We start from the raw sequence: 19,401 nt of genomic DNA on the forward strand, positions 1-19,401 counted from the left end.
CCGGACTCGCCAGAAAATAGTCCGCTGCCAGCTTCCGGAAAATGACGCCTTCCCTGAGGGGTATCGTCCGGCAGCGCGTAAGGTTGGTGAAGGTTTCGGCATTTCCTTATCATAACATATTGATTTATAGCTCTTTTTTCTATTGACCTGTATATACAAGGTCTGCTTTCTTGCAGCTCTGTGACGAATCAGACGGGGGACGAGCGCATGAAGACGATCTCAACACTGCTGGCGGCGACGATGTTGACGGTATTCGTGTCCCCCGCATGGGGCCAGGACGTTGCGCCACCGCAGCCAGGCGCGGACGGCGCCGAGCCAGCCAGCGGCGGCGATATCCTGGTCACCGGAAGCCGCATCCGGCGTGCCGACATCACCGGCGTAGGCCCGGCGACGGTCGTATCCGCCGAGCAGATCGAAAACACCGGCATCGTCAACATCGAGACCCTGCTCCAGCGCCTGCCCTCCAACGCGGGCTTCGCGGGCAACCAGACATCCTCTTACTGGACCGGCAACGGCTACGGCACAGCCCAGGTCAATCTGCGCGGCCTGGGCATCAAGCGTACCCTGGTCCTGCTCAACAACCGTCGCCTGGTCGCCGGCGGTACCGGGGCCAACTCGTCGCCCGATCTCAATATGATTCCCGTCGTGGCGCTCGCCCGTACCGACGTGCTGAAGGACGGCGCATCGGCAATTTACGGCGCCGACGCAATGGCCGGCGTCGTCAACCTGGTGACGCGGACTGACTATCAGGGTTTCGGCATCAGCGCGCGCAGCGGAATCACGGAGCGCGGCGACGGCTCCGACATCACCATCGACGGCCTGTGGGGCGTACGCAACGACCGCGGCGGCTTCCTGATCGCGGCGACGTATCAGAAGACCAGCGCGGTCAATCTCGCCAGTCGTGCGCCCTGTTCCCTGGCCGAGACCACGCCCGGGACACTGGCCTGCGTCAACAGCGCGTCGACGATCGGCGGTCGTGCGGTGCTGCCCAACGGACAGCAGATCAACTTCAATCAGGTGCCCGGCGGCGACGGCAACTTCTTCGAGCCGTACAGCGCGGCGAAGCACAACTTCAATTCGAATCCGTTCCTGAACGCGGTCAGCCCGATCGAGCGCATCACGACGGCGGCGTTCGCCGATTATCGGGTGACCGATGCCATCCAGTTGTTCGGCGAAGCGCTCTATACCCACCGCTCGTCCAACCAGATCGCGACGCCGGGCACGCTACGCAACCTGTCGATCTCAGCGTCGAATCCGACCAATCCAACGGGTCAGAATATCGTCCTTGTCCAACGACGCCTTGCAGAGCCGGGGCCGCGCCAGTTCTTCCAGCGCACGGACACGTACCAGGGAACGCTTGGCCTGCGCGGCAAACTGTCGAACGGCTGGGAGTGGGAAGTCGCTGGCGCCTATGGCCGCAACACCGCGGTCGACGGTTCCACGAACGTCGCCAACCTCGAAAAAGTGCGCAACAGCATCGACCCGACCAAGTGCAGCCTCGCGGCCGGCGCCGCCATCCCCTGCGCCGACTATCTCGGCTTTGGCGATCTGACGCCGCAGGCACTCGACTACATCCTGTTCACCTCGGCCGACCATGGCGGCAACTCGCTCCTGTCGTTCACCGCAGACCTGAACGGGGACCTGTTCCGCCTCCCGGCGGGCGCGGTATCGTTTGCGGCCGGCCTGGTCTATCGCCGCGAAAAGGGCTGGCGGAACCCCGATCCGCTGACCGTTGCGGGTGTCGCGAACACCAACCAGCAGTCACCGATCGCGGGCCAGACGACCGCCAAGGAAGCGTTTGTCGAACTGTCAGTGCCGGTCCTTGCCGACACGCCGTTCTTCGAGGCGCTGACGCTCGACGGCGCGCTGCGCTATTCGGATTACGATCTTTTCGGGAGCGACTGGAACTACAAGTTCAGCGCCGACTGGATGGTCACGGACGGCATCCGCCTGCGCGGCACCTATGGCACCGGATTCCGCGTCCCGAACGTGCCCGAACTGTTCGGTGGCGTCTCGGAAGGCAATCTGACGACGACTGATCCGTGCAGCCGATACGGCACCAGCACGAACCAAACGCTGGTCGCCAATTGCCGCGCATCGGGCGTCCCCAACAACTATGTCCAGCTCGGCACGACGATCCTGACCACTGTCGGCGGCAACCAGGACCTCCAGCCGGAAAGCTCGAAGAGCTGGACGGTCGGCACGGTGCTGCAGCCCAAGGCGCTGATCCCGGGTCTGACGCTTACCGCGGACTGGTTCGACATCGACATCACCGGCGCGATCCGCGCGATTCCCGGATCGACCAAGCTTTCGGTGTGTTACGCGAGCGCCAACCTGGCGAGCCCGTTTTGCCGTGATTTCACGCGCAGCGCGCTGACCGGCGAGATCACGCGTCTTTCGGCGCAGCCGATCAATACCGGCCGGGAGCGGATGAGCGGTCTGGACCTCGGACTGATGTATAATCACATGCTGGGCGATGTCCGCATGACGGTCGATCTCAATGCCACCTATCTCGACAAATATGTCATCGATCCGTTCCAGGGCGGGGCGCCGATCATGTTCGATGGCCATATCGGCGGCGGCAATGGCGGCTATCCGAAATGGCGCGGCTATGGCGTGATCACTGCGCAGAAGAGCGCCTTCAGCCTGACCTGGTCGACGCAATGGATCGGCACCGCGACCGATTTCAACGCCGCGCCGACCGCAATCGGCTACAGGACGCCGAATGTATTCTATCACAATGCCCAGATCGCGGTGGAGATCGATGCCAAGACGCGTTTCCAGTTCGGCGTCGACAATCTGTTCGACCGCGCCGCGCCGTACATCCCCAGCTTCACCGACGGAAACACCGACACGATGACGTACGACCTGCTGCGTCGACGGTTCTACGTCGGTTTCCGCACGGCGTTCTGAGCCAGAAGGCGTGAAAATCCGCTGGCCGCTCCTCGTCAGGCGTACCCATAAATGGCTGGCGCTCGTCGTCGGACTGCAGGTGGTGTTATGGACTTCAACCGGATTCTACATGGTGGTGGTGCATATCGACACGATCCACGGTGACCATCTGGTCCGTCCGGTGGCGGCACCAGCGCTCGATCTGGCGCGTGCTGTTTCCCCCACCGGAATTCTCGCGTCCAATCCCGGTATCAGCGAGATACGCCTCGTGCAGTCTCGTGGTCGCCTGACGTGGCGGGCCGATCTCGGTGGACGGGTCGCGGCGTTCGACGCCGCGACCGGCGCGCCAATAGCGCCGATGGCCTATGGCGAGGCAGTCGCCATCGCCAAAGCCGCCTATGCCGGCACGGGCGATGTGGTGGCCGCAAGGCTGCTCACCACCAGGCCGCAGGAGATGGGGTCACGCAAGCCGCCCTATTGGCAGGTCGAGTTCGCCGGTTGGAATCGGCCGACGCTGTACCTGTCGCCAGTCACCGGTGAAGTGCTGGCCAAGCGCCATCTGTTGTGGCGGGCGTTCGACTTCGCGTGGATGCTCCACATCATGGATTATGACGCACGGACCAACGTCAACAATCCGCTGCTGCGTGTTGCAACCTGGAGTGCGTTAGCGATGGCGACCACCGGCGCGTGGCTGTTGTTGTGGTCGTTTCCGCGCCGCCGCAGAAAGGCCAGGACATGAGCCGGATCCGCCTCAGTCCGCTTCTGTTCCGCCGCATTCACAAATGGGTGGGACTGGTCCTAGGGCTGCAGTTCATCCTGTGGACGTTAAGCGGCGCGATGATGGCGCTGCTCGATTCCGACAAGGTCGGCGGGCACGATAGCGGCACGGCGCATGTTCACCCCCTTGCGGCCACGGAATATGTTGATCCGGTGCGGGCCGCAGGCGGCGGGCCGCTGACCGGACTGGCCTTGCGCGATCTCGCAGGCCGGCCGGTTTACGAACTGAACGGCGCCGGCGGTACAAGACTGGTCGACGCGACGCTCGGGACACCCGTCGCGATCGACCGCGCCACAGCGCTCGCCGTCGTAGCGATGATGTCTTCGGATCCGATCAGGAGCGTAGAGCGTCTCGAAAAGCCCAATCTGGAATCGCGCGACCACTCTGGTCCGATGTGGCGGGTGAACCTGTCCGACGCGGAGAACTCCAGCGCCTATGTTTCTGCGATTTCCGGCCGACATTTGGTGACGCGCGGCGATACGTGGCGGACATGGGACTTCTTCTGGATGCTCCACAATATGGACTATGTGAACCGGAAGAGTTTCAACCACCCGCTGATCATCTTTGTCGCGTTCGGTATCCTGTGGCTGTCGGGCACCGGCTTCTACCTGCTGTTCAAGAGCTTCAGAAAGGCCGACTTCCGCTGGCTCCGCTTGCGCCGCCGCTAGTCGGGCTCAACCTCGAACGCGGCGGACAGCTCGAAGCGGTCGGCAGGATGGGTCAACCGCGCAAAGGATACGATCCTCCCTCGGCTCCAGGTGCGTCGCGTCATCACCAGCACTGGTTCTCCCATATTCATGCCGAGGAGAAGGCGAGTCTCATCGTCGGGCATCGCGGCGCGCACGCTATGTTCGACACGTTCGAGCGGCGCTGCCCGGGTCAGATACTCGTTCGGCGTGATCGTGTGAAAATCCAGCGCGCCATAGCCCGGTGCGGAGGCCGCCAGGACGTGCCGCTCTTCGATCTGAATCGGGAACTCAGCCTCGTGATGCACGATAATCGAGTGGAACAGCTTCGTGCCGCGCGGTACCTCGAGCAGTGCAGCCGCATCGGCATCGGCGCGGACCGATGCATTCTCGACCACCCGTGCCCGATATGCGCGTCCGCGTGACCGGACTTCGTCAGCGATATTGCGGATCTCGACCATCTGACCGATTGGTCGCGACTCGGCGATGTAGGATCCGACCCCTGCGCGGCGAAACACCACACCGGCGTCGCTGAGTTCGCGCAGCGCCCGGTTTGCCGTCATGCGCGAGACGCCGAAGCGCGCGACGAGTTCTGCTTCGGATGGGACCCTGTCGCCCGGCTTCAGCTCGCCGCCGCGCAGGGCATCGGTGATGAAGCGCTTGATTTCGACATAGCGTGGCGTGGCGTCGGCAGTTGACCGATTGCTTCTCTTCCCGACACCGATGGCATCGATCTCGCTGGACTCAGCTGACTTCTTCACTTGGCTGTCTATACAGCACCCCGGCCAAGCGCCAAGCATTTGCGCAAGTGAAAAATTACAGCGCCAGGCGTTCCGAGCCAGCATCTTTGTGTCGCTTTAGCGCCGCAAGAACAGGAGCTGGCGCGTATCGCCCAAGGAAAAGCAGGAGTGCCTAATGGTGCCCTCGCCGGGCTGTTTCGAACTGGCCCTGCCCCGCACTTCCCTCTTGCAATCGCCAGGCGGCGCCCCGAAACGCGCCCCTGAGGTCGAGTTCGATCGTCAGCGGCGATGCGATCGTCGCCGCACCGGGCACGGTCTCAATTCACCGCGAAACTGTGCGCCCCGGTCACGCGATGCGCGTCCGCGCCCACCACGGCCCAATCGACGCGGTAGGTGCCAGCCGGCAATGGGGTTGATGATGTCAGTACGATCGACCTGCCATCGGCCGATAGCGCGATCGCGATGCCCGGCATCTTCATGTCCGGATGATTGGTCATCCCTGCCATGCCCGTCATGATCAGCGTTGCACCCGACAGCTTGGGTATCAGCCGCTCGCTGAAAGTCAGCTTGACGGATGTCGGCTTGGCGGCCGCGACATTGGCGGCGGGACTTCCCGCGACGAACTTTGGGTGGGCGGGCGCGGCAGAGGGCAGCGTCATTGCCGTGCCGGCGGCCAAGATCGCGAGGACCATATTCAACTTCATGTCCAACTCCTATGGATGTCGCCTTCTAATACGCGGGCGGCGAACTGTTCCCTTGCGAACAGGGTCGTGAGGGGTTTGCCTCAGCGCTGCGTAAAGATCGGAGAGGATGGAAGACACATCATGGGAATGAACATCGACGTCACGCTTTCGCGCCTCGCCGAGGCGACGGCGGATGATGGTCTTGAGGGTCTGGAAGACCGTGTCGTGGCGGCGATTTCGGCGCGACCGGATACGGCGTTGAGCTCCGGCACGACGTATGTCGCGGTTGGCCTGGCGCTGGCGCTCGGCGTCGCCAGTAACGTCGTGCCATCGAGTCACGCGCGCGCCGCACCGCCCTTGTCCCCGCTCGGGGTGCCAAGCGCTCTTGCCCCCTCCACACTGCTGGTTGGTGAACAGTGAATTTTCGACGCCTGGCGCTGACCGTCATTCTCGTCTTCGTCGCCGCCGTATTGGGGGTGGTCGTCGGCCACCATTTCGTGAATGCCGGGCCGGCGGGGTCCGAGCTCCACGCACTGTTGCATGACCAGTTGACGCTGGATGCCGAGCAGGAGCGCCGGGTCCACGCGCTTGAACAGGATTTCGCGGTGCGCCAACGCGCGCTCGAAGGCGAAATGCGGGCCGAAAACGCGCGACTGGCGGCTGCGATCAACAGTGAGCGGAACAATGGCCCGCGCGTGGCCGCCGCAGTCGATGCGTCGCACGAGACGATGGGCCGGCTGCAGAAGGAGACGCTGGCCCATATATTTGCAATGCGGAAACTGCTTCGGCCCGATCAGACGGCGAAGTTCGACGCCGCTGTAACCAAGGCGCTGACCGAAGACGCGCGGTGACCGCTGCGCGAGCCGAGCAGACGGATGGCGAGCTTGTCGAGCTGTGCCTGGCGGGCGACCGGCAGGCCTTCGCGGAGATTGTCCGTCGACACAAAATACAAATCTACCGGATCGTGGTGCGCCTGGTCGGCGACGAAGACGAGGCGCTCGACATCCTGCAGGAGGCGTTCGTAGCCGCCCACGCTGCGCTGCGTCGCTACGACAGGGCGCGGCCAATGGGAGCGTGGCTGACGCGGATTGCGATCAACAAGGCGCGCGATTGGCGGCGCCGACGCATCGTACGGAGGTTGATCTGGGCGATCCTACCCATCGAGCATGCCGCCGACACGCCGGACGACGCACCCTCGCCGGAAATCGCAGCGTCCGACCGGCAGGAACTCGCGCGTGTCGCGAAGGCGATCGACCGGCTTCCGGCGAATTTGCGCGAAGTCCTGATCCTGCGCACGCTCGAGGGGCAGAGCCAGGCCGAGGCCGCCGAGATTCTTGGCATCAGTGAGAAGGCGGTCGAGACCCGCCTGTACCGCGCGCGTCGGACGCTGACGGAGCGCCTCGAATCCAGCGATTGAGGAATTGCGCGAGGGCTGCATTGCCCGGTTGCGTATTCCTATTACCAAGCCCCCTTCTTCCTTCAGGATTTCTCATGACGTTATCGATCGATCGCCGCAGCCTGTTGCGCGGTGGAGCCGCGCTTGGTGGCACGGCGGCACTCACATCGTGGTTTCCTGCCTGGGCGCAGCCGGTATCGGCGGGGATATCGCGGACCCTGCCGACGGTGTCGGGCAACGACATCAGCTTGCGCATCGCTCACCAGATGATGACGATCGACGGCCGCGAACACCACGCGATCGGAATCAACGGCAGCGTGCCCGCCCCGCTGATCCGCCTGCGCGAGGGACAGACGGTACGGCTGCACGTCGAGAATGCGCTCGACGAGGACAGTTCGATCCACTGGCACGGGCTGATCGTGCCGTTCCACATGGATGGCGTGCCGGGTGTCAGCTTTCCCGGCATCAAACCGCATTCGACCTTCACCTACGAATTCCCGATCCGCCAGGCCGGCACCTATTGGTACCACAGCCATTCAGGCCTGCAGGAGCCGATGGGCCATTACGGTCCGATCGTGATCGACCCGGTTGGCGTGGATCCGATCGAGTCGAACCGGGAGCATGTGATCGTGCTTTCGGATCACAGCCCGCTGCATCCCCACGCCATCTTCCGCAAGCTCAAGCTGCAGGGCGGCTATTTCAATTACCAGAAGCAGACGCTCGCCGACCAGCTGCGCGGCGACGGCCAGTCGGCCAGCGAGCGCCGCGCATGGGGCAAGATGCGGATGGACCCAACCGATATCGCCGATGTCACCGGCGCAACCTATACCTACCTCGTCAACGGCCATGGCCCGCGCGACAACTGGACCGGCCTGTTCACGCCCGGCGAGCGCGTGCGGCTGCGCATCATCAACGCGTCGGCGATGACGACGTTCAACGTCCGAATCCCGGGCCTGAAACTGACGGTAGTCCAGGCCGACGGGCTGAATGTGCGTCCGGTAACCGTCGATGAACTGCAGGTCGCGGTCGCCGAGACCTATGACCTGATCGTCGAGCCGGTTGACGATCGCGCCTACACGCTGGTCGGCGAGAGCGTCGATCGCTCCGGCATGGCCCGCGCCACGCTCGCACCCCGGGCAGGTATGGAGGCCGAGGTCCCGCCCCTGCGCAAGCGACCGCTCGCCACCATGAAAGACATGGGCATGGGCGACATGGGCCACGCAACGACCGATCACGGTGCCCCAGGCGCCGGCGTGACAGCCGCACCCACGCCGCTCAACGACCCAGCCTGCGCGCCGGAGCATGCAGCGATGGGGCATTGCTCCCCCGCCGCGACGGCGCCGGTCCAGGGTAACGCCGGGGCGATGAATCATGCGATGCGCGACTTCGCGAATGCGCCTGGCGTCAGGAAGACACCGACCGTTCAGACGATCTCACCCATGCCACTCGATCGCACTGGCGAGCCCGGTCAGGGCCTTGCCGACGTCGGCCACAAGGTCCTGGTCTACCGCGACCTGATCGCGACGGAGCGCAACCCCGACGTCCGCGCACCGGACCGGACGATGCAGATCCACCTGACCGGCAACATGGAACGGTATATGTGGGCGTTCGACGGCGAGAAGCTGAACGAGGTCAAGGCGCCGATCCCTTTCCTTAAGGACGAGCGCGTCCGCGTGACGTTGGTCAACGACACGATGATGGGCCACCCGATCCACCTGCACGGCCATTTCTTCGAACTCGTCACCGGCCATGGCGACTTCGCGCCGCGCAAGCATACGGTGCAGGTTCAGCCCGGCGGCACGGTGACATTCGACGTCACCACCGATGCTGTCGGCGACTGGGCGTTCCACTGCCACATGCTCTATCACATGCACGCGGGCATGATGCAGGTCGTCACGGTCCGCCCACGTGGGGGAGACGCAGCATGAAGATCCTGCTGCTCGTTGCCGCAACCTCGGTGATCGCGCTGGCCGCTCCGGCGCATTCGCAATCGGTAGATCACTCGACGATGCCCGGCATGACCATGCCCGCGCCGAAAGCGCCAAAGGCAAAGCCGGCGACCAGACCGGCGGTAAAGCCCGTGCCGAAGCCAGGAGCGCGCCAGCCCAACCCGCGAAAGCTCTCGCAGGCGGCCGACTCGGCTTGTTCGCCGGAGCATGCTGCGATGGGGCACTGTACGCCTCAGCCGACTGCCGCTCCGCCTCCCGCACAGACACTCGTCGCCGATCCCGCCTGCCCCCCGGAGCATGCTGCGATGGGGCATTGCACGCCCAGTCCCGTTGCGAACTCACCTGCCGCGCCTGGACCGGCCCCGGCGGGCACCGCGCTGACCGCAGGGGATGCACCGGCGCCTGCTGCGACCGAGCCGAACTACGCCGATCGCGTGTGGGGTCGCGCGGCGATGGCGCCATCCCGCGCAGCGTTGTACAAGGAACACGGCAGCGGCACCTTCTCTCAGATCATGTTCAACCTCGCCGAATATCAGGTGCGCGACGGCCGCGATGGCTACCGGTGGGACGGCGAAGGCTGGTTCGGCGGCGACGTCGATCGGGTCGTGGTGAAATCCGAAGGGTCGGGCAGCTTCGGCAACGGCATCGAGGATGCAGAGATCCAGGCGCTCTACAGCCGGGCCGTCGGACCCTATTTCAATGTCCAGGCTGGCGTGCGGCACGACTTTCGACCCTCGCCATCGCGGACCTATGCGACGGTCGGGTTCGAGGGCCTGGCGCCCTATTGGTTCGAGGTCGAAGGTGCGCTGTTTCTGTCCGACAAGGGCGACGTGCTGGCACGTCTCGAGGGCTATTACGATCAGCGCCTGACCCAGCGGCTTATCCTCCAGCCGCGTGCCGAGCTGAACCTGTCGGCACAGGACGTGCGCGAGAACGGCATCGGATCGGGGCTGTCCGATATCGAGCTCGGCCTGCGCCTTCGCTACGAGGTCGCGCGTGAGTTCGCACCCTATGTTGGCGTGTCGTGGGACCGCAAGCTCGGCACCACCGCCCGGTTCGCTCGGGCGGCCGGCGAGGACTCCTCGTCGCCGAGTGTAGTGCTCGGCATCCGTGCCTGGTTCTAATGCCGCGTTCAGATCGACATAGTCGCGTTCGGCGGGAAGCGCGCTCAGCGCCGGTTGCGTGCCGTCGACCTCGCTGCCGGGCTGGCTTCGGGACGCGCGCGAGCGCGCCGGGGCGCAATTGATGCGCGTCGAGCCAAGCCCCCCACGGCTTGGTCAGGATTTTCCCGGCCGGCGGATCGTAAGCCATACTCCGGACTGAGGCGATTTATATTCAAACAAGAACGCTCGGATTGCCTGCCGCGTCGGCTAGCCAGAGATTGCGCGACGGATCGGGATTGGTCGCCGCGGTCACCCGCCGGAAACCAAGGATCTTTTCATAAAAGGCGCAGGTCTCGTCGAGGCGGGTGGTGCGGATATTGACATGCCTAGCGTGATCATCGCCTCAGGCCGCCTGGACGGCCGGCGTGCTCACGAAGTCGACGAAGCTCTTCAGCATGCGATCGCGATCCGCGGTGAGGCCCGTGAAGATGTCGAACGCAGCGGCTGCCTGGAACACGACCATGCCGCTCCCGTCCAGCGTGCGGCACCCGCGGCGCCTGGCCTCTCGCAATAGTGCAGTCTCGAGCGGGAAATAGACGATGTCCGCGACCCATTGCCGCGGCTGCAGCAAGTCGACCGGGATCGAGGTGCCGGGATATTTCACCATGCCCACCGGCGTTGCGTTGACCACCCCGTCGGCCCGCGCGAGCGCGCTCTCGAGGTCTTCGCCGCCGACGACCTGCCCTTCGCCAAAGTCGCGCCTCAGCTTGTCGATCAGCGCGTCGCGCCGGTCGCCATCGGTATCGAAGATGCTCAACCGTTCCACGCCCAGGTCCATCAGCGAATGGGCAGTGGCGAAACCGGCCCCGCCCGCCCCCATCTGGACGACCGAACCGAGCGCGGCACCTGGCAAGCCATGGCGGAAGCTCTCGCTGAAGCCGGTGACGTCGGTATTGTGACCGATGCGTTTGCCATCGACGAAATGCACCGTGTTGACGGCGCCGATCCGCCGGGCCCCGTCCGACAGGCCATCGAGATGCGCGATGACTGCCTGCTTATAAGGATGCGTGACGTTCAGCCCGGCCACACCGATCACCTGCGCCGCATCGAGCAGGCGCGGCAGATCGCGTTCCTCCCACCCCCGCGCCGCGAAATCGTAAAGCGAATAGACCAGCCGGATGCCCTGCGCATCCGCCTCGCGCTCGTGCAGCCAGGGCGAGCGCGACGCCAGGATATCGCGTCCCACCAGGCCCGACAGGAGCGTCGGCCGCTGGGCTGCAAAGGGAGGGGCTTCAGTCGTCAAGATCACTGGCTCCATACGGTCTGTGGTGCTTTTCCGAACGGCCAGCAAGATGGGCCCCTCCCTCCTTTCGCAAACGGAAGCGGGCCCCTGGTCATCGTCAGAATTTGGTGCGCAGGCCGATCGTGACAACACGACCGATCGGGCTGGCATTGATGTTATCGTACCCGGCAGAGACATTGTAAAATGGCGGGTCGCGGTCGAACAGGTTGGTCACGTCGACGAAGATCTGCGCTTCCTTCAGGAACAGGTCTTTGATCTTGTAGGACAGGTTGAGATCGACCGTGGTGTTCGATTTGACGCGGGCGCCGCCGCCGGTCGGGAAACCGTTCGTGCGCGTGATCGGCACCTGGCTGGATCCGCTCCAGTTGCGATAGGAGCCGAGATAATTGAGATAGGCGTTCAGCCCGAAGCCCTCCAGCGACCACCCCACATTGGCCCGACCCTCGAACTTCACTGAGGGGAAGGTCGTGTTGAAGCCGGCGGTGCCCAGCACGCTGAACTTGGTCCCGTTCTCGCCGAAGAACTGGTCGAACTTGGTCTTGAGCGTGCCGCTGGCGCCGAAATTGAGATCGCCGAAGCTGGTGCTCGTCGCATAGTTCACGCTGGCATCGATGCCGGCGACATCCAGGTTGAGCACGTTGCGCTGACGATAATCGTAGATGAAATAGGTGTTGGCGTTGAGCGCGCCGGTCTGCGGCAGGCCAGCCGTCGCCGCCGCGATCTGCGTCGGGGTTGCGCCGGTCGGGTAGAGCTGCAGCAGATAGGAGAGATCAGCCGCCCCCAGCGCGAGCGAAGGCACCGGCGAGGTGATGCCGCCGCGCAGCTTGTTGTTCCAATAGGTCACGCTGACCCGGAGGCCGGGCGCGAAGGTCGGCGTCAGGTCGATGCCGACGCTGAACGCCTTGCCGGTCTGTGGCTTCAGGTCCGCATTGCCGCCGGTGAGCAACAGACCGGTGACGCCGCTGCCGAAAGTGCAGGTGGTCGAGCCCGCCGGGCAGCCCGGCACGCCGATCGCATTGGGGAAGGCCGCGGTTGAGACGGTGAACTGGCCGCCCGGCACCGACGCGCCATTGGCGCCGGCAAAGCCGGACTCGCCGGTCAGGCCGACGGCATTGGTGCCGAAGCTGGTAAGCGCCGGCGCCACGAAGGATTCGGCCCAGTTGCCGCGGATCTTGACGCCTTCGATGATTTCCCAATTGGCCGCGATCTTCGGGTTCTTGGTCTCGCCGAAATCGCTATATTTGTCGTAGCGGCCGGAGACGATCACATCGAGCTTTCGCACGCCGGGGATACCCGTGTCGGGCCCGATCAGCGGTAGCAGCACCTCGACATAAGCCGATTTCACGTTGCGATCGTAGAGCAGGTTCAGCGACGAGGATCCAGTCGAGGCGGGGCCGGTCGCGTTGGGCCGGGTGATGTCCTGGTCGATATGATATTTGGTATATTCCCCGCCAAGCGCGACGCGCACCGCACCGCCCGGCAGGTCGAACAACGCCCCATCGACCTTGCCGTAGATATTCACCAGCGTCTGGCGCGTCGCCAGCGTCTGGTTGTTGTCGATCAGCTTGGCGAGCGTCGCCGCCGATGAACGGTTACCCGGGACCAGATAGGGATCGAACGCGTTCGCCGTCGTCAGCGGGGTATTGAGGATGACCGTCGTCGAGCCGGGAATGGAGGGCGCGGCGGCATTGCCGCCACCGTTGGTCGTGCCATTGACCGCCAGGTTATAGGCGCTGGCGTTGAGCTGGCCCGAGTTGAACTGGCGCGACGCATCGCGGCCCACCACGGCGCCGAGATTCAGGTTCCAGCTGTCGGTGAGGCGATAGACGCCATCGGCCGCGACGTAGAAATTCTCGGCGCCCGAATCGATATGGGCGCCTGGCCCGAACAGCGCGTCCGCGTCGAAATTGACCGTCTCGGACGTCGCGACGACCCCAGCCGGCAAGGTGAAGAACGGGTTGATCTGCGCCGCGTTGGCGGAGCCCGGACCGAAGATCGTCGCGCTGGCCGATCCGCGGGCGACGGTCTGGTGGTTTTTGCGGTTGGAATAGACGACGTCCACCGTGCCGGTGAACTTGTCGCCGATGTCCTGGCGGATCGTCGCGATCACGCTGTGGCGCTTCTCGGACGGGATCAGGTCAGTCAGGCCGGTGAAGTCGCACACGCCGTTCGCCGCCGCGTTGTTGGGCAGGCCGGCACTCGTATAGGGCGAATAATAGATCAGGCCGTTGGCGGTGACCGTCGCCGGCGAGCAGCCATAGCCGGCGAAATTGGTGCCGCCCTGCGGCCGGTGATCCGCCTTGGTGAAGTCGCGGTCGCCCGCCAGCAGGTTGGACCGGTCCGAATAGCTGTAGGAGATCAGCGCGGAGCCGCTGTCCCAGCGGGTGCCGGCGAGGATGCCGGCATTATAGGTGCGATAGCTGTCCGCGAAGCCGATCTGGGCGGTGGCCTCGACGCCCTGATAGCTGCGCCGGGTGATGAAGTTGATGACGCCGGCGACCGCATCCGAGCCATAGACCGAGGACGCACCGTCAGCGAGCACCTCGACTCGCTCGACCGCCAGCGGCGCGATGATGTTCGGATCGCCCAGCGCGTGGTTGAGCCCGGTCAGCGGGAAGCGGTGTCCGTTGATCAACACGAGCGTGCTGTTCGACGCCGAAGCGCCCAGGCCGTGGATCGTCGGGGCGTTGGTGCCGGCGCCGTCGAAGCTGCCATAGGCGCCCTGCCCGGCGCTCTGCGACCCGACGACTGAGGGAACCGTCTTGAGCAGCTGCTGCACCGTCTGCGGCGCGATATCCTCGATCTGCTCGCGGCCGACCGTGACGAGATTGGAGCCGACCGGTGCGACGCCGCGCAGGCTCGATCCGGTGACGATGATGTCTTCGATACGCTCGCCATTGTCGTCGGCCTGGGTGGCCTCGGCGGGCGACGGAGTCGCGGGCACTGCCTGGCCATGGGCCGCTGGCGCCATCGCCAGCAGCAACAACGGAATGGCGGAAACGCTCAACGCGAGTCGTGCGGATTTCATGGCAATATCCCCTCTTATATGTCGTGCTTTTTACACTAACTGTTTCGTTACTTAATGAACGAACTGGTACATGTCAAACCAGCCGGGCGCCGGATCAGTCGATCGCCACGCGCTCCACCGGGCCCAGGATGAAGATATAGGCGGCCGCGCCGACCACCCCGAGCGCGCCGATATAGACCAGCGCGCCGTAGAAGCTGCCGGTCCCGCCGACGACGAAGCCGACCACCAGCGGCGTGACGATTCCGGCAAGATTGGCGCAGAGATTGAACAGCCCGCCGGTCAGCCCGATCATCGGTTTCGGCGCGACATCCGAGAGCAAGGTCCAGCCCAGCCCCGCCATGCCCTGGCCGAAAAAAGCGACTGACATGATGACGATGACCAGCGCGTTGCTGTCGACGAAATTGGCCGCGACCATCGTCGCGCACAGCAGCAGTCCGGTCACGATCGGCAGCTTGCGCCCGATGCTCGGCGATCCTGTGCGGCGGATCAGCCAGTCCGACACGACTCCGCCCAGCATCACGCCGACCGAGGCGGCGATATAGGGCAGCGACACCGCAAAGCCGGTCTTGATGAAATCCATGCCCCGCTCCTCGGCGAGGTAGCTCGGGAACCAGGTCAGGAAGAAGACCAGGGTGGAGTTGCTGCAGAACTGGCCGATCGACGCGCCCAGAATCTGGCGCTTGCGCATCAGCTTGCCGACATTGCGCCAGGTGAAGGGGATGGCGGCGCCGGCGGCGGCCAGCCCGCCGCCGGCCTCGATCAGGTCGAGCTCAGCCTGATTGACCCGGCTGCTGTGCTCGGGATCGCGGTACAGCCGGTACCACACCAGCGCGAAGACGATGCCCAGGCCGCCGACGATGAAGAACAGCGAGCGCCAGCCCCACATCGCGACGATCCAGGCCAGCACCGGGATAAGCAGCCCAAGCCCGATATATTCGCCGACGGTATAGACGCCGGTCGCCCGCGCCCGTTCCGACTGGGGGAACCAGGTGCTCAGGATGCGGCTGTTGGCCGGAAAGCACGGCGCCTCGGCCAGGCCGAGCGCCATGCGCGCGGTGATCAGCCCCGCGACGCTCGTCATGAAACCGTGGACCAGCGTCGCCAGCGACCACAGGCCAAGCGAAAAGGCATAGGTGATCCGCGTGCCGAGCTTGTCGAGCACGATGCCGCCCGGGATCTGGGCAAAGGCATAGGTCCAGGAAAAGGCCGAGAAAATCAGGCCCATCACTTCGGGCGTGATATGCAGGTCCTTGACTAGTTCGGGCTTGGCCACGCCCATCGCCGAGCGATCGAGATAGTTGATCGCGGTGGCGATGGTGATGAGCACTAACACGCCCACGCGAACGCGGGTCGCGCGCCGTGCCCCGGTCGCGGCGGTCACTGGCCGCGGCTCCGCAACCAGGCGACGTGCCGGATCGCCAGCGGATAGCCATTCACCCCCAGCCCGGAGATGATCCCCGTCACGACCTGAGTCATGATCGATTTCGACCGCCACTCCGCCTCGCGGCGATGGATGTTGCTGATATGCACTTCGACGATCGGGCAGTCGCACAGCTTCAGCGCGTCGAGCACCGGATAGGCGGCATAGGTGAAGGCCGCCGGGTTGATCACGATGCCCGCCGATCCCTTGCGCGCCGCCTGAATCAATTCGACCATCTCGTGCTCGGCATTGGTCTGGCGAAAAACGAGGTCGAGCCCGGCCTCCGCCGCCTCGGCGCGGCACATCGCTTCGACATCGGCCAGTGTGTCATGGCCGTAGATGTGTGGCTCGCGCTCCCCCAACAGGTTGAGATTCGGTCCGTTCAGGACATGGATCACGCTCGCCAATCACTCTCTCCCGGCTTGCCGATGTCCGTCTGGCGGCATCGATTTCATCCCCGATACCGAAACGCCCTTGCGTTGAAAAGTGAAATGTACGAACCAGTTCATATATAAGCGCCAGGCGCAGGATGAAGGGGTTGGGTGATGAGGGTCTGTGCCGCGGCGCTGCTGTGTTCGTTGCTTTCGTCGGCTGCCGTCGCCGCAACCGACGGCGACTGGCGCACTTATGGCCATGACAAGGGCGGCCAGCGCTTCTCGCCACTGACTCAGATCACGCCGGCCAATGTGAAGGACCTCGCGCCCGCCTGGGTCTATCATATGAAGCCCCCGGCCGATCCCGCATCGACTCCCGAGGCCGCCGAGGCAGCCCAGCGCGCGGCGGAGGCCGTCGGCCCGCCCCGGGCGCAGCGGTCGCGCTTCGCGGGATCGCAGGTCACGCCGCTGGTCATCGAGGGGCGGATGTACCTCACCACGCCTTACGGCCGAATCGTCGCGCTCGATCCAGCGACCGGCAGGGAGATCTGGGTCGCCCCGCTCGACCGCGGCCAGCCCTCGATCCGCGGCCTCGAATATTGGCCGGGCGACGCGGCGACGCCGGCGCGCCTGTTCTTCGGCACGCGCGACGGACGGCTGCTGGCGCTGGACGCGGCCACGGGCAAGCCGTCGGCCGGTTTCGGCACCAATGGCGCGGTCGAGATGAAGACCCCGGAGATCATCGGCTCGGGCAATGCGCGCTTCTACGGCATGAGTTCACCGCCGATCGTCTATCGCGACCTCGTCATCACTGGCTCCGCCGTCCAGGAATTCCCCGCGATCGGCGCCGCGGGCGATGTCCGCGCCTGGGATGCGCGCAGCGGCAGGCTGGTCTGGACCTTCCATTCAGTGCCGCGCAGGGGCGAGCGGGGCTATGAGAGCTGGGCGCCCGGCAGCGCGGAGGGCCGATCCGGCGTGAATGCCTGGGGCTTCCTCACCGTCGATGAGGCACGCGGCATCGTCTATATGCCGTTCGGCGCGCCCGCCTTCGATCGCTATGGCGGCGATCGCAAGGGCGACAATCTCTATGGCACCTCGCTGGTTGCGGCCGATGCGAAGACTGGGCGATATCTCTGGCATTTCCAGGTCGTGCATCACGATATCTGGGACAATGATCTTCAGGCCCCGCCCCTGCTGTTCGATGCCAGGGTCGGCGGCAAGGCGGTGCCCGCAGTCGCGATCACCTCGAAGAACGGCTTGCTCTTCATCCTTAACCGCGTGACCGGCAAGCCGGTCCTCCCGGTCAAGGAAATTCCGTTCCCCGCCAGCGACGTGCCCGGCGAAGCCGCCTCACCCACGCAACCGATCCCGACCGCGACGCCCCCGCTCGCCCGCACCAGCTTTACCATGGCGGACGTCGCCGATGTCACGCCCGAGCTGAAGAACTGGTGCGAGAGCTGGATCACCGGCAACAGGATGGTCCTCGGCGGCTTGTACGTGCCAGTGCGCCTGAACCAGCCGACGATCAGCTTCCCCGGCCTGCAGGGCGGCGGCAACTGGAGCGGCAGCGCCTATGATCCGCGCTCGGGCCTGCTCTTCACCAACACCAGCGATCTGGGCCAGGTCACCTCGCTCGTCCCTTCGACCGGCCCGCTGCCCTATGAGCGCGGCGCGCTCAGCGCCCGCTTCCAGCAGAGCGATCCGAAGATGATGTGCCAGAAGACGCCCTGGGGACGGCTCAGCGCAGTCGATACCCGCACCGGCAGGATCGCCTGGCAGGTGCCGCTCGGCATCACTGACAGCCTGCCCGCGGACAAGCAGCGTACCGGCCGGCCCAATATCGGCGGCGCCATCGCCACTGCGTCCGGCCTGGTCTTCATCGGTGCGAGCGACGATGCCCGCTTCCGCGCCTTCGATTCCGCGACCGGCAGGGAATTGTGGGTCGCCAGGCTCGATGCCGCCGCGCACGCCACGCCGGTCAGCTATCTGGCCGGCGGTCGCCAGTTCGTCGCGGTAACCGCGACCGGCGGCAGCTTCCTCGACAGCCCGCTTACCGACGATGCGATCACTGCCTTCGCCCTTCCAACTCAGGGAGCCGCCCAATGAAGATGCGCCTTCGCACTGCCCTGCTGCTGGTCGCGATCGGCCTGACCGGCGCTGCCTCCCCCGCTCAGGTCGCGCAGCCCCCGGCGGAACGCCGCCCGCCGCCGGGTTACGAGGACGTCTATGCCGGCAGGAAACGCCTGCTCGTCATCGCCGACATCTCGACCGGCAACCAGACCGCTCATACGGCGCTGTCGCACGCTGCCGCGGTGATCGAGCAGATCGGCCGCCAGTCCGGCGCCTATGTCACCTTCATCCGCACTGACACCGATCTGATCACCAAGGGTGAGGTCTGGGGCAAGGGCGACTATGCCAAGGGCGGCAGGAAACAGTCGCGCGGCCGCAATCTCGATTATTACGACGCGGTGCTGTTCTACACCAATGGCGAGACCAGCATGTCGCCGCAGCAGAAACAGGACCTGCTCGATTTCATCGCGAAGGACGGCAAGGGCTTCATCGGCGTCCATACGGCCACCGCCACCGGCTATAGCTGGCCGGCCTATGGCGAGATGGTCGGCGCCTATTTCGACAACCATCCCTGGATGATCGCCAACGCGAAGATCATCGTCGAACGCCCGGGCTTCCCGGCAATGAAGGCGTTCAGGACCGGCATGAGCGTGCGGGACGAACATTATGTCATGACCGCGACGCCCTATGCACGCGACAAGCTCGACGTGCTGGCACGGCTCGATCCGTCGAGCCTCGACATGGCCAACCCCAATCTCCACCGCACCGACAAGGATTTCCCGATCGCCTGGATCAAATCCTACGGAAAAGGCCGCGTCTTCTATTCCGGCCTCGGCCACACCGACGCCAGCTGGGACGATCCACGCGTGCGGACCATGTATCTCGAGGGGATCAAATGGGCGCTCGGCATCGGCACGGAGCAGCCACGACCGCATCCCATTCCCGCCAGGCGATAGAGGTCTCTTTCCGGGAAAGGTGG

At 64.9% G+C, this 19,401-nt stretch carries 17 protein-coding genes; 10 read left to right on the forward strand and 7 right to left on the reverse strand.

Translation table 11 applies throughout. The features are described 5' to 3' along the window. The first annotated feature begins 240 nt into the window (after positions 1 to 240). From U1769_RS12165 to U1769_RS12175, 3 genes are read left to right on the forward strand one after another with little or no spacing between them, the layout of a single operon-like run. Positions 241 to 2,913 carry a TonB-dependent receptor domain-containing protein gene (locus tag U1769_RS12165; RefSeq protein ID WP_443030360.1) on the forward strand — a complete coding sequence of 891 codons (2,673 nt, stop codon included), beginning with the start codon at positions 241 to 243 and terminating at the stop codon, positions 2,911 to 2,913. Positions 2,914 to 2,923: 10 nt separating this feature from the next. Next, on the forward strand, positions 2,924 to 3,631 hold the full coding sequence (locus U1769_RS12170; protein WP_332716164.1) for a PepSY domain-containing protein: 708 nt from the start codon (positions 2,924 to 2,926) through the stop codon (positions 3,629 to 3,631). Next, the gene (locus U1769_RS12175) at positions 3,580 to 4,338 is read left to right on the forward strand and encodes a PepSY domain-containing protein (RefSeq protein ID WP_332716167.1); all 759 of its coding nucleotides are present in this window, start codon (positions 3,580 to 3,582) and stop codon (positions 4,336 to 4,338) included. The genes U1769_RS12170 and U1769_RS12175 overlap by 52 nt, the downstream gene beginning before the upstream one ends. Here U1769_RS12175 and hutC read toward each other — a convergent pair. After that, positions 4,335 to 5,201, reverse strand: coding sequence for a histidine utilization transcriptional repressor HutC (gene hutC / locus U1769_RS12180; RefSeq protein ID WP_332716170.1), 867 nt, complete (start codon positions 5,199 to 5,201; stop codon positions 4,335 to 4,337). The two genes, U1769_RS12175 and hutC, sit on opposite strands and share 4 nt — an antisense overlap. Positions 5,202 to 5,413: 212 nt before the next feature. Beyond that, complete coding sequence (copC, locus tag U1769_RS12185) at positions 5,414 to 5,788, reverse strand: copper homeostasis periplasmic binding protein CopC (protein ID WP_332716173.1); 375 nt, start codon at positions 5,786 to 5,788, stop codon at positions 5,414 to 5,416. Between the two features lie 138 nt (positions 5,789 to 5,926). Here copC and U1769_RS12190 point away from each other — a divergent pair, with 138 nt between their 5' ends. The 5 genes from U1769_RS12190 (at position 5,927) to U1769_RS12210 (ending at position 10,248) form a co-directional block, all read left to right on the forward strand. Then, a complete protein-coding gene (locus U1769_RS12190) occupies positions 5,927 to 6,199 on the forward strand; it encodes a hypothetical protein (RefSeq protein WP_332716176.1) in 273 nt (90 codons plus the stop codon). After that, entirely contained in the window at positions 6,196 to 6,630 is a 435-nt protein-coding gene (locus U1769_RS12195) for a periplasmic heavy metal sensor (RefSeq protein ID WP_332716179.1), read from the forward strand. The genes U1769_RS12190 and U1769_RS12195 overlap by 4 nt, the downstream gene beginning before the upstream one ends. After that, the gene (locus tag U1769_RS12200; protein ID WP_332716182.1) at positions 6,627 to 7,196 is read left to right on the forward strand and encodes an RNA polymerase sigma factor; all 570 of its coding nucleotides are present in this window, start codon (positions 6,627 to 6,629) and stop codon (positions 7,194 to 7,196) included. Before U1769_RS12195 ends, U1769_RS12200 begins: the two co-directional genes overlap by 4 nt. Before the next feature lie 74 nt (positions 7,197 to 7,270). Next, complete coding sequence (locus tag U1769_RS12205) at positions 7,271 to 9,103, forward strand: copper resistance system multicopper oxidase (RefSeq protein WP_332716185.1); 1,833 nt, start codon at positions 7,271 to 7,273, stop codon at positions 9,101 to 9,103. Then, a complete protein-coding gene (locus U1769_RS12210) occupies positions 9,100 to 10,248 on the forward strand; it encodes a copper resistance protein B (protein ID WP_332716188.1) in 1,149 nt (382 codons plus the stop codon). Before U1769_RS12205 ends, U1769_RS12210 begins: the two co-directional genes overlap by 4 nt. 211 nt (positions 10,249 to 10,459) lie before the next feature. On the opposite strand, the gene U1769_RS25635 is transcribed toward U1769_RS12210, so the two are convergent. The 5 genes from U1769_RS25635 to U1769_RS12230 all read right to left on the reverse strand — a co-directional run bounded on the left by U1769_RS25635 (position 10,460) and on the right by U1769_RS12230 (position 16,376). Further along, the gene (locus U1769_RS25635; RefSeq protein WP_443030361.1) at positions 10,460 to 10,603 is read right to left on the reverse strand and encodes a VOC family protein; all 144 of its coding nucleotides are present in this window, start codon (positions 10,601 to 10,603) and stop codon (positions 10,460 to 10,462) included. A gap of 27 nt (positions 10,604 to 10,630) precedes the next feature. Beyond that, the gene (locus U1769_RS12215) at positions 10,631 to 11,530 is read right to left on the reverse strand and encodes a shikimate dehydrogenase (RefSeq protein ID WP_332716191.1); all 900 of its coding nucleotides are present in this window, start codon (positions 11,528 to 11,530) and stop codon (positions 10,631 to 10,633) included. 97 nt (positions 11,531 to 11,627) lie between these two features. Continuing rightward, positions 11,628 to 14,558: a TonB-dependent receptor domain-containing protein gene (locus U1769_RS12220; protein WP_332716194.1), complete on the reverse strand. Its 2,931-nt coding sequence runs from the start codon at positions 14,556 to 14,558 to the stop codon at positions 11,628 to 11,630. 94 nt (positions 14,559 to 14,652) lie between these two features. Further along, entirely contained in the window at positions 14,653 to 15,939 is a 1,287-nt protein-coding gene (locus U1769_RS12225; RefSeq protein WP_332716197.1) for an MFS transporter, read from the reverse strand. Continuing rightward, complete coding sequence (locus U1769_RS12230) at positions 15,936 to 16,376, reverse strand: type II 3-dehydroquinate dehydratase (RefSeq protein ID WP_332717553.1); 441 nt, start codon at positions 16,374 to 16,376, stop codon at positions 15,936 to 15,938. Before U1769_RS12230 ends, U1769_RS12225 begins: the two co-directional genes overlap by 4 nt. A 147-nt stretch (positions 16,377 to 16,523) precedes the next feature. Here U1769_RS12230 and U1769_RS12235 point away from each other — a divergent pair, with 147 nt between their 5' ends. Both U1769_RS12235 and U1769_RS12240 read left to right on the forward strand, forming a co-directional pair. Continuing rightward, complete coding sequence (locus tag U1769_RS12235) at positions 16,524 to 18,458, forward strand: pyrroloquinoline quinone-dependent dehydrogenase (RefSeq protein WP_332716200.1); 1,935 nt, start codon at positions 16,524 to 16,526, stop codon at positions 18,456 to 18,458. Further along, entirely contained in the window at positions 18,455 to 19,378 is a 924-nt protein-coding gene (locus U1769_RS12240) for a ThuA domain-containing protein (RefSeq protein WP_332716203.1), read from the forward strand. Before U1769_RS12235 ends, U1769_RS12240 begins: the two co-directional genes overlap by 4 nt. Positions 19,379 to 19,401 lie beyond the last annotated feature (23 nt).

The sequence above is a fragment of the Parasphingomonas zepuensis genome, assembly GCF_036663735.1.
GTDB lineage: Bacteria > Pseudomonadota > Alphaproteobacteria > Sphingomonadales > Sphingomonadaceae > Sphingomonas.

What these genes read in the sequence shown, in the direction of transcription:
- U1769_RS12210 (WP_332716188.1), top strand. Translation starts at nt 9,100, where the DNA reads ATGAAGATCCTGCTGCTCGTTGCCGCAACCTCGGTGATCGCGCTGGCC.
- U1769_RS12190 (WP_332716176.1), top strand. Translation starts at nt 5,927, where the DNA reads ATGAACATCGACGTCACGCTTTCGCGCCTCGCCGAGGCGACGGCGGAT.
- U1769_RS12220 (WP_332716194.1), bottom strand. Translation starts at nt 14,558, where the DNA reads ATGAAATCCGCACGACTCGCGTTGAGCGTTTCCGCCATTCCGTTGTTG.
- U1769_RS12165 (WP_443030360.1), top strand. Translation starts at nt 241, where the DNA reads ATGTTGACGGTATTCGTGTCCCCCGCATGGGGCCAGGACGTTGCGCCA.
- hutC (WP_332716170.1), bottom strand. Translation starts at nt 5,201, where the DNA reads ATGCTGGCTCGGAACGCCTGGCGCTGTAATTTTTCACTTGCGCAAATG.
- U1769_RS12240 (WP_332716203.1), top strand. Translation starts at nt 18,455, where the DNA reads ATGAAGATGCGCCTTCGCACTGCCCTGCTGCTGGTCGCGATCGGCCTG.
- U1769_RS12205 (WP_332716185.1), top strand. Translation starts at nt 7,271, where the DNA reads ATGACGTTATCGATCGATCGCCGCAGCCTGTTGCGCGGTGGAGCCGCG.
- U1769_RS12235 (WP_332716200.1), top strand. Translation starts at nt 16,524, where the DNA reads ATGAGGGTCTGTGCCGCGGCGCTGCTGTGTTCGTTGCTTTCGTCGGCT.
- copC (WP_332716173.1), bottom strand. Translation starts at nt 5,788, where the DNA reads ATGGTCCTCGCGATCTTGGCCGCCGGCACGGCAATGACGCTGCCCTCT.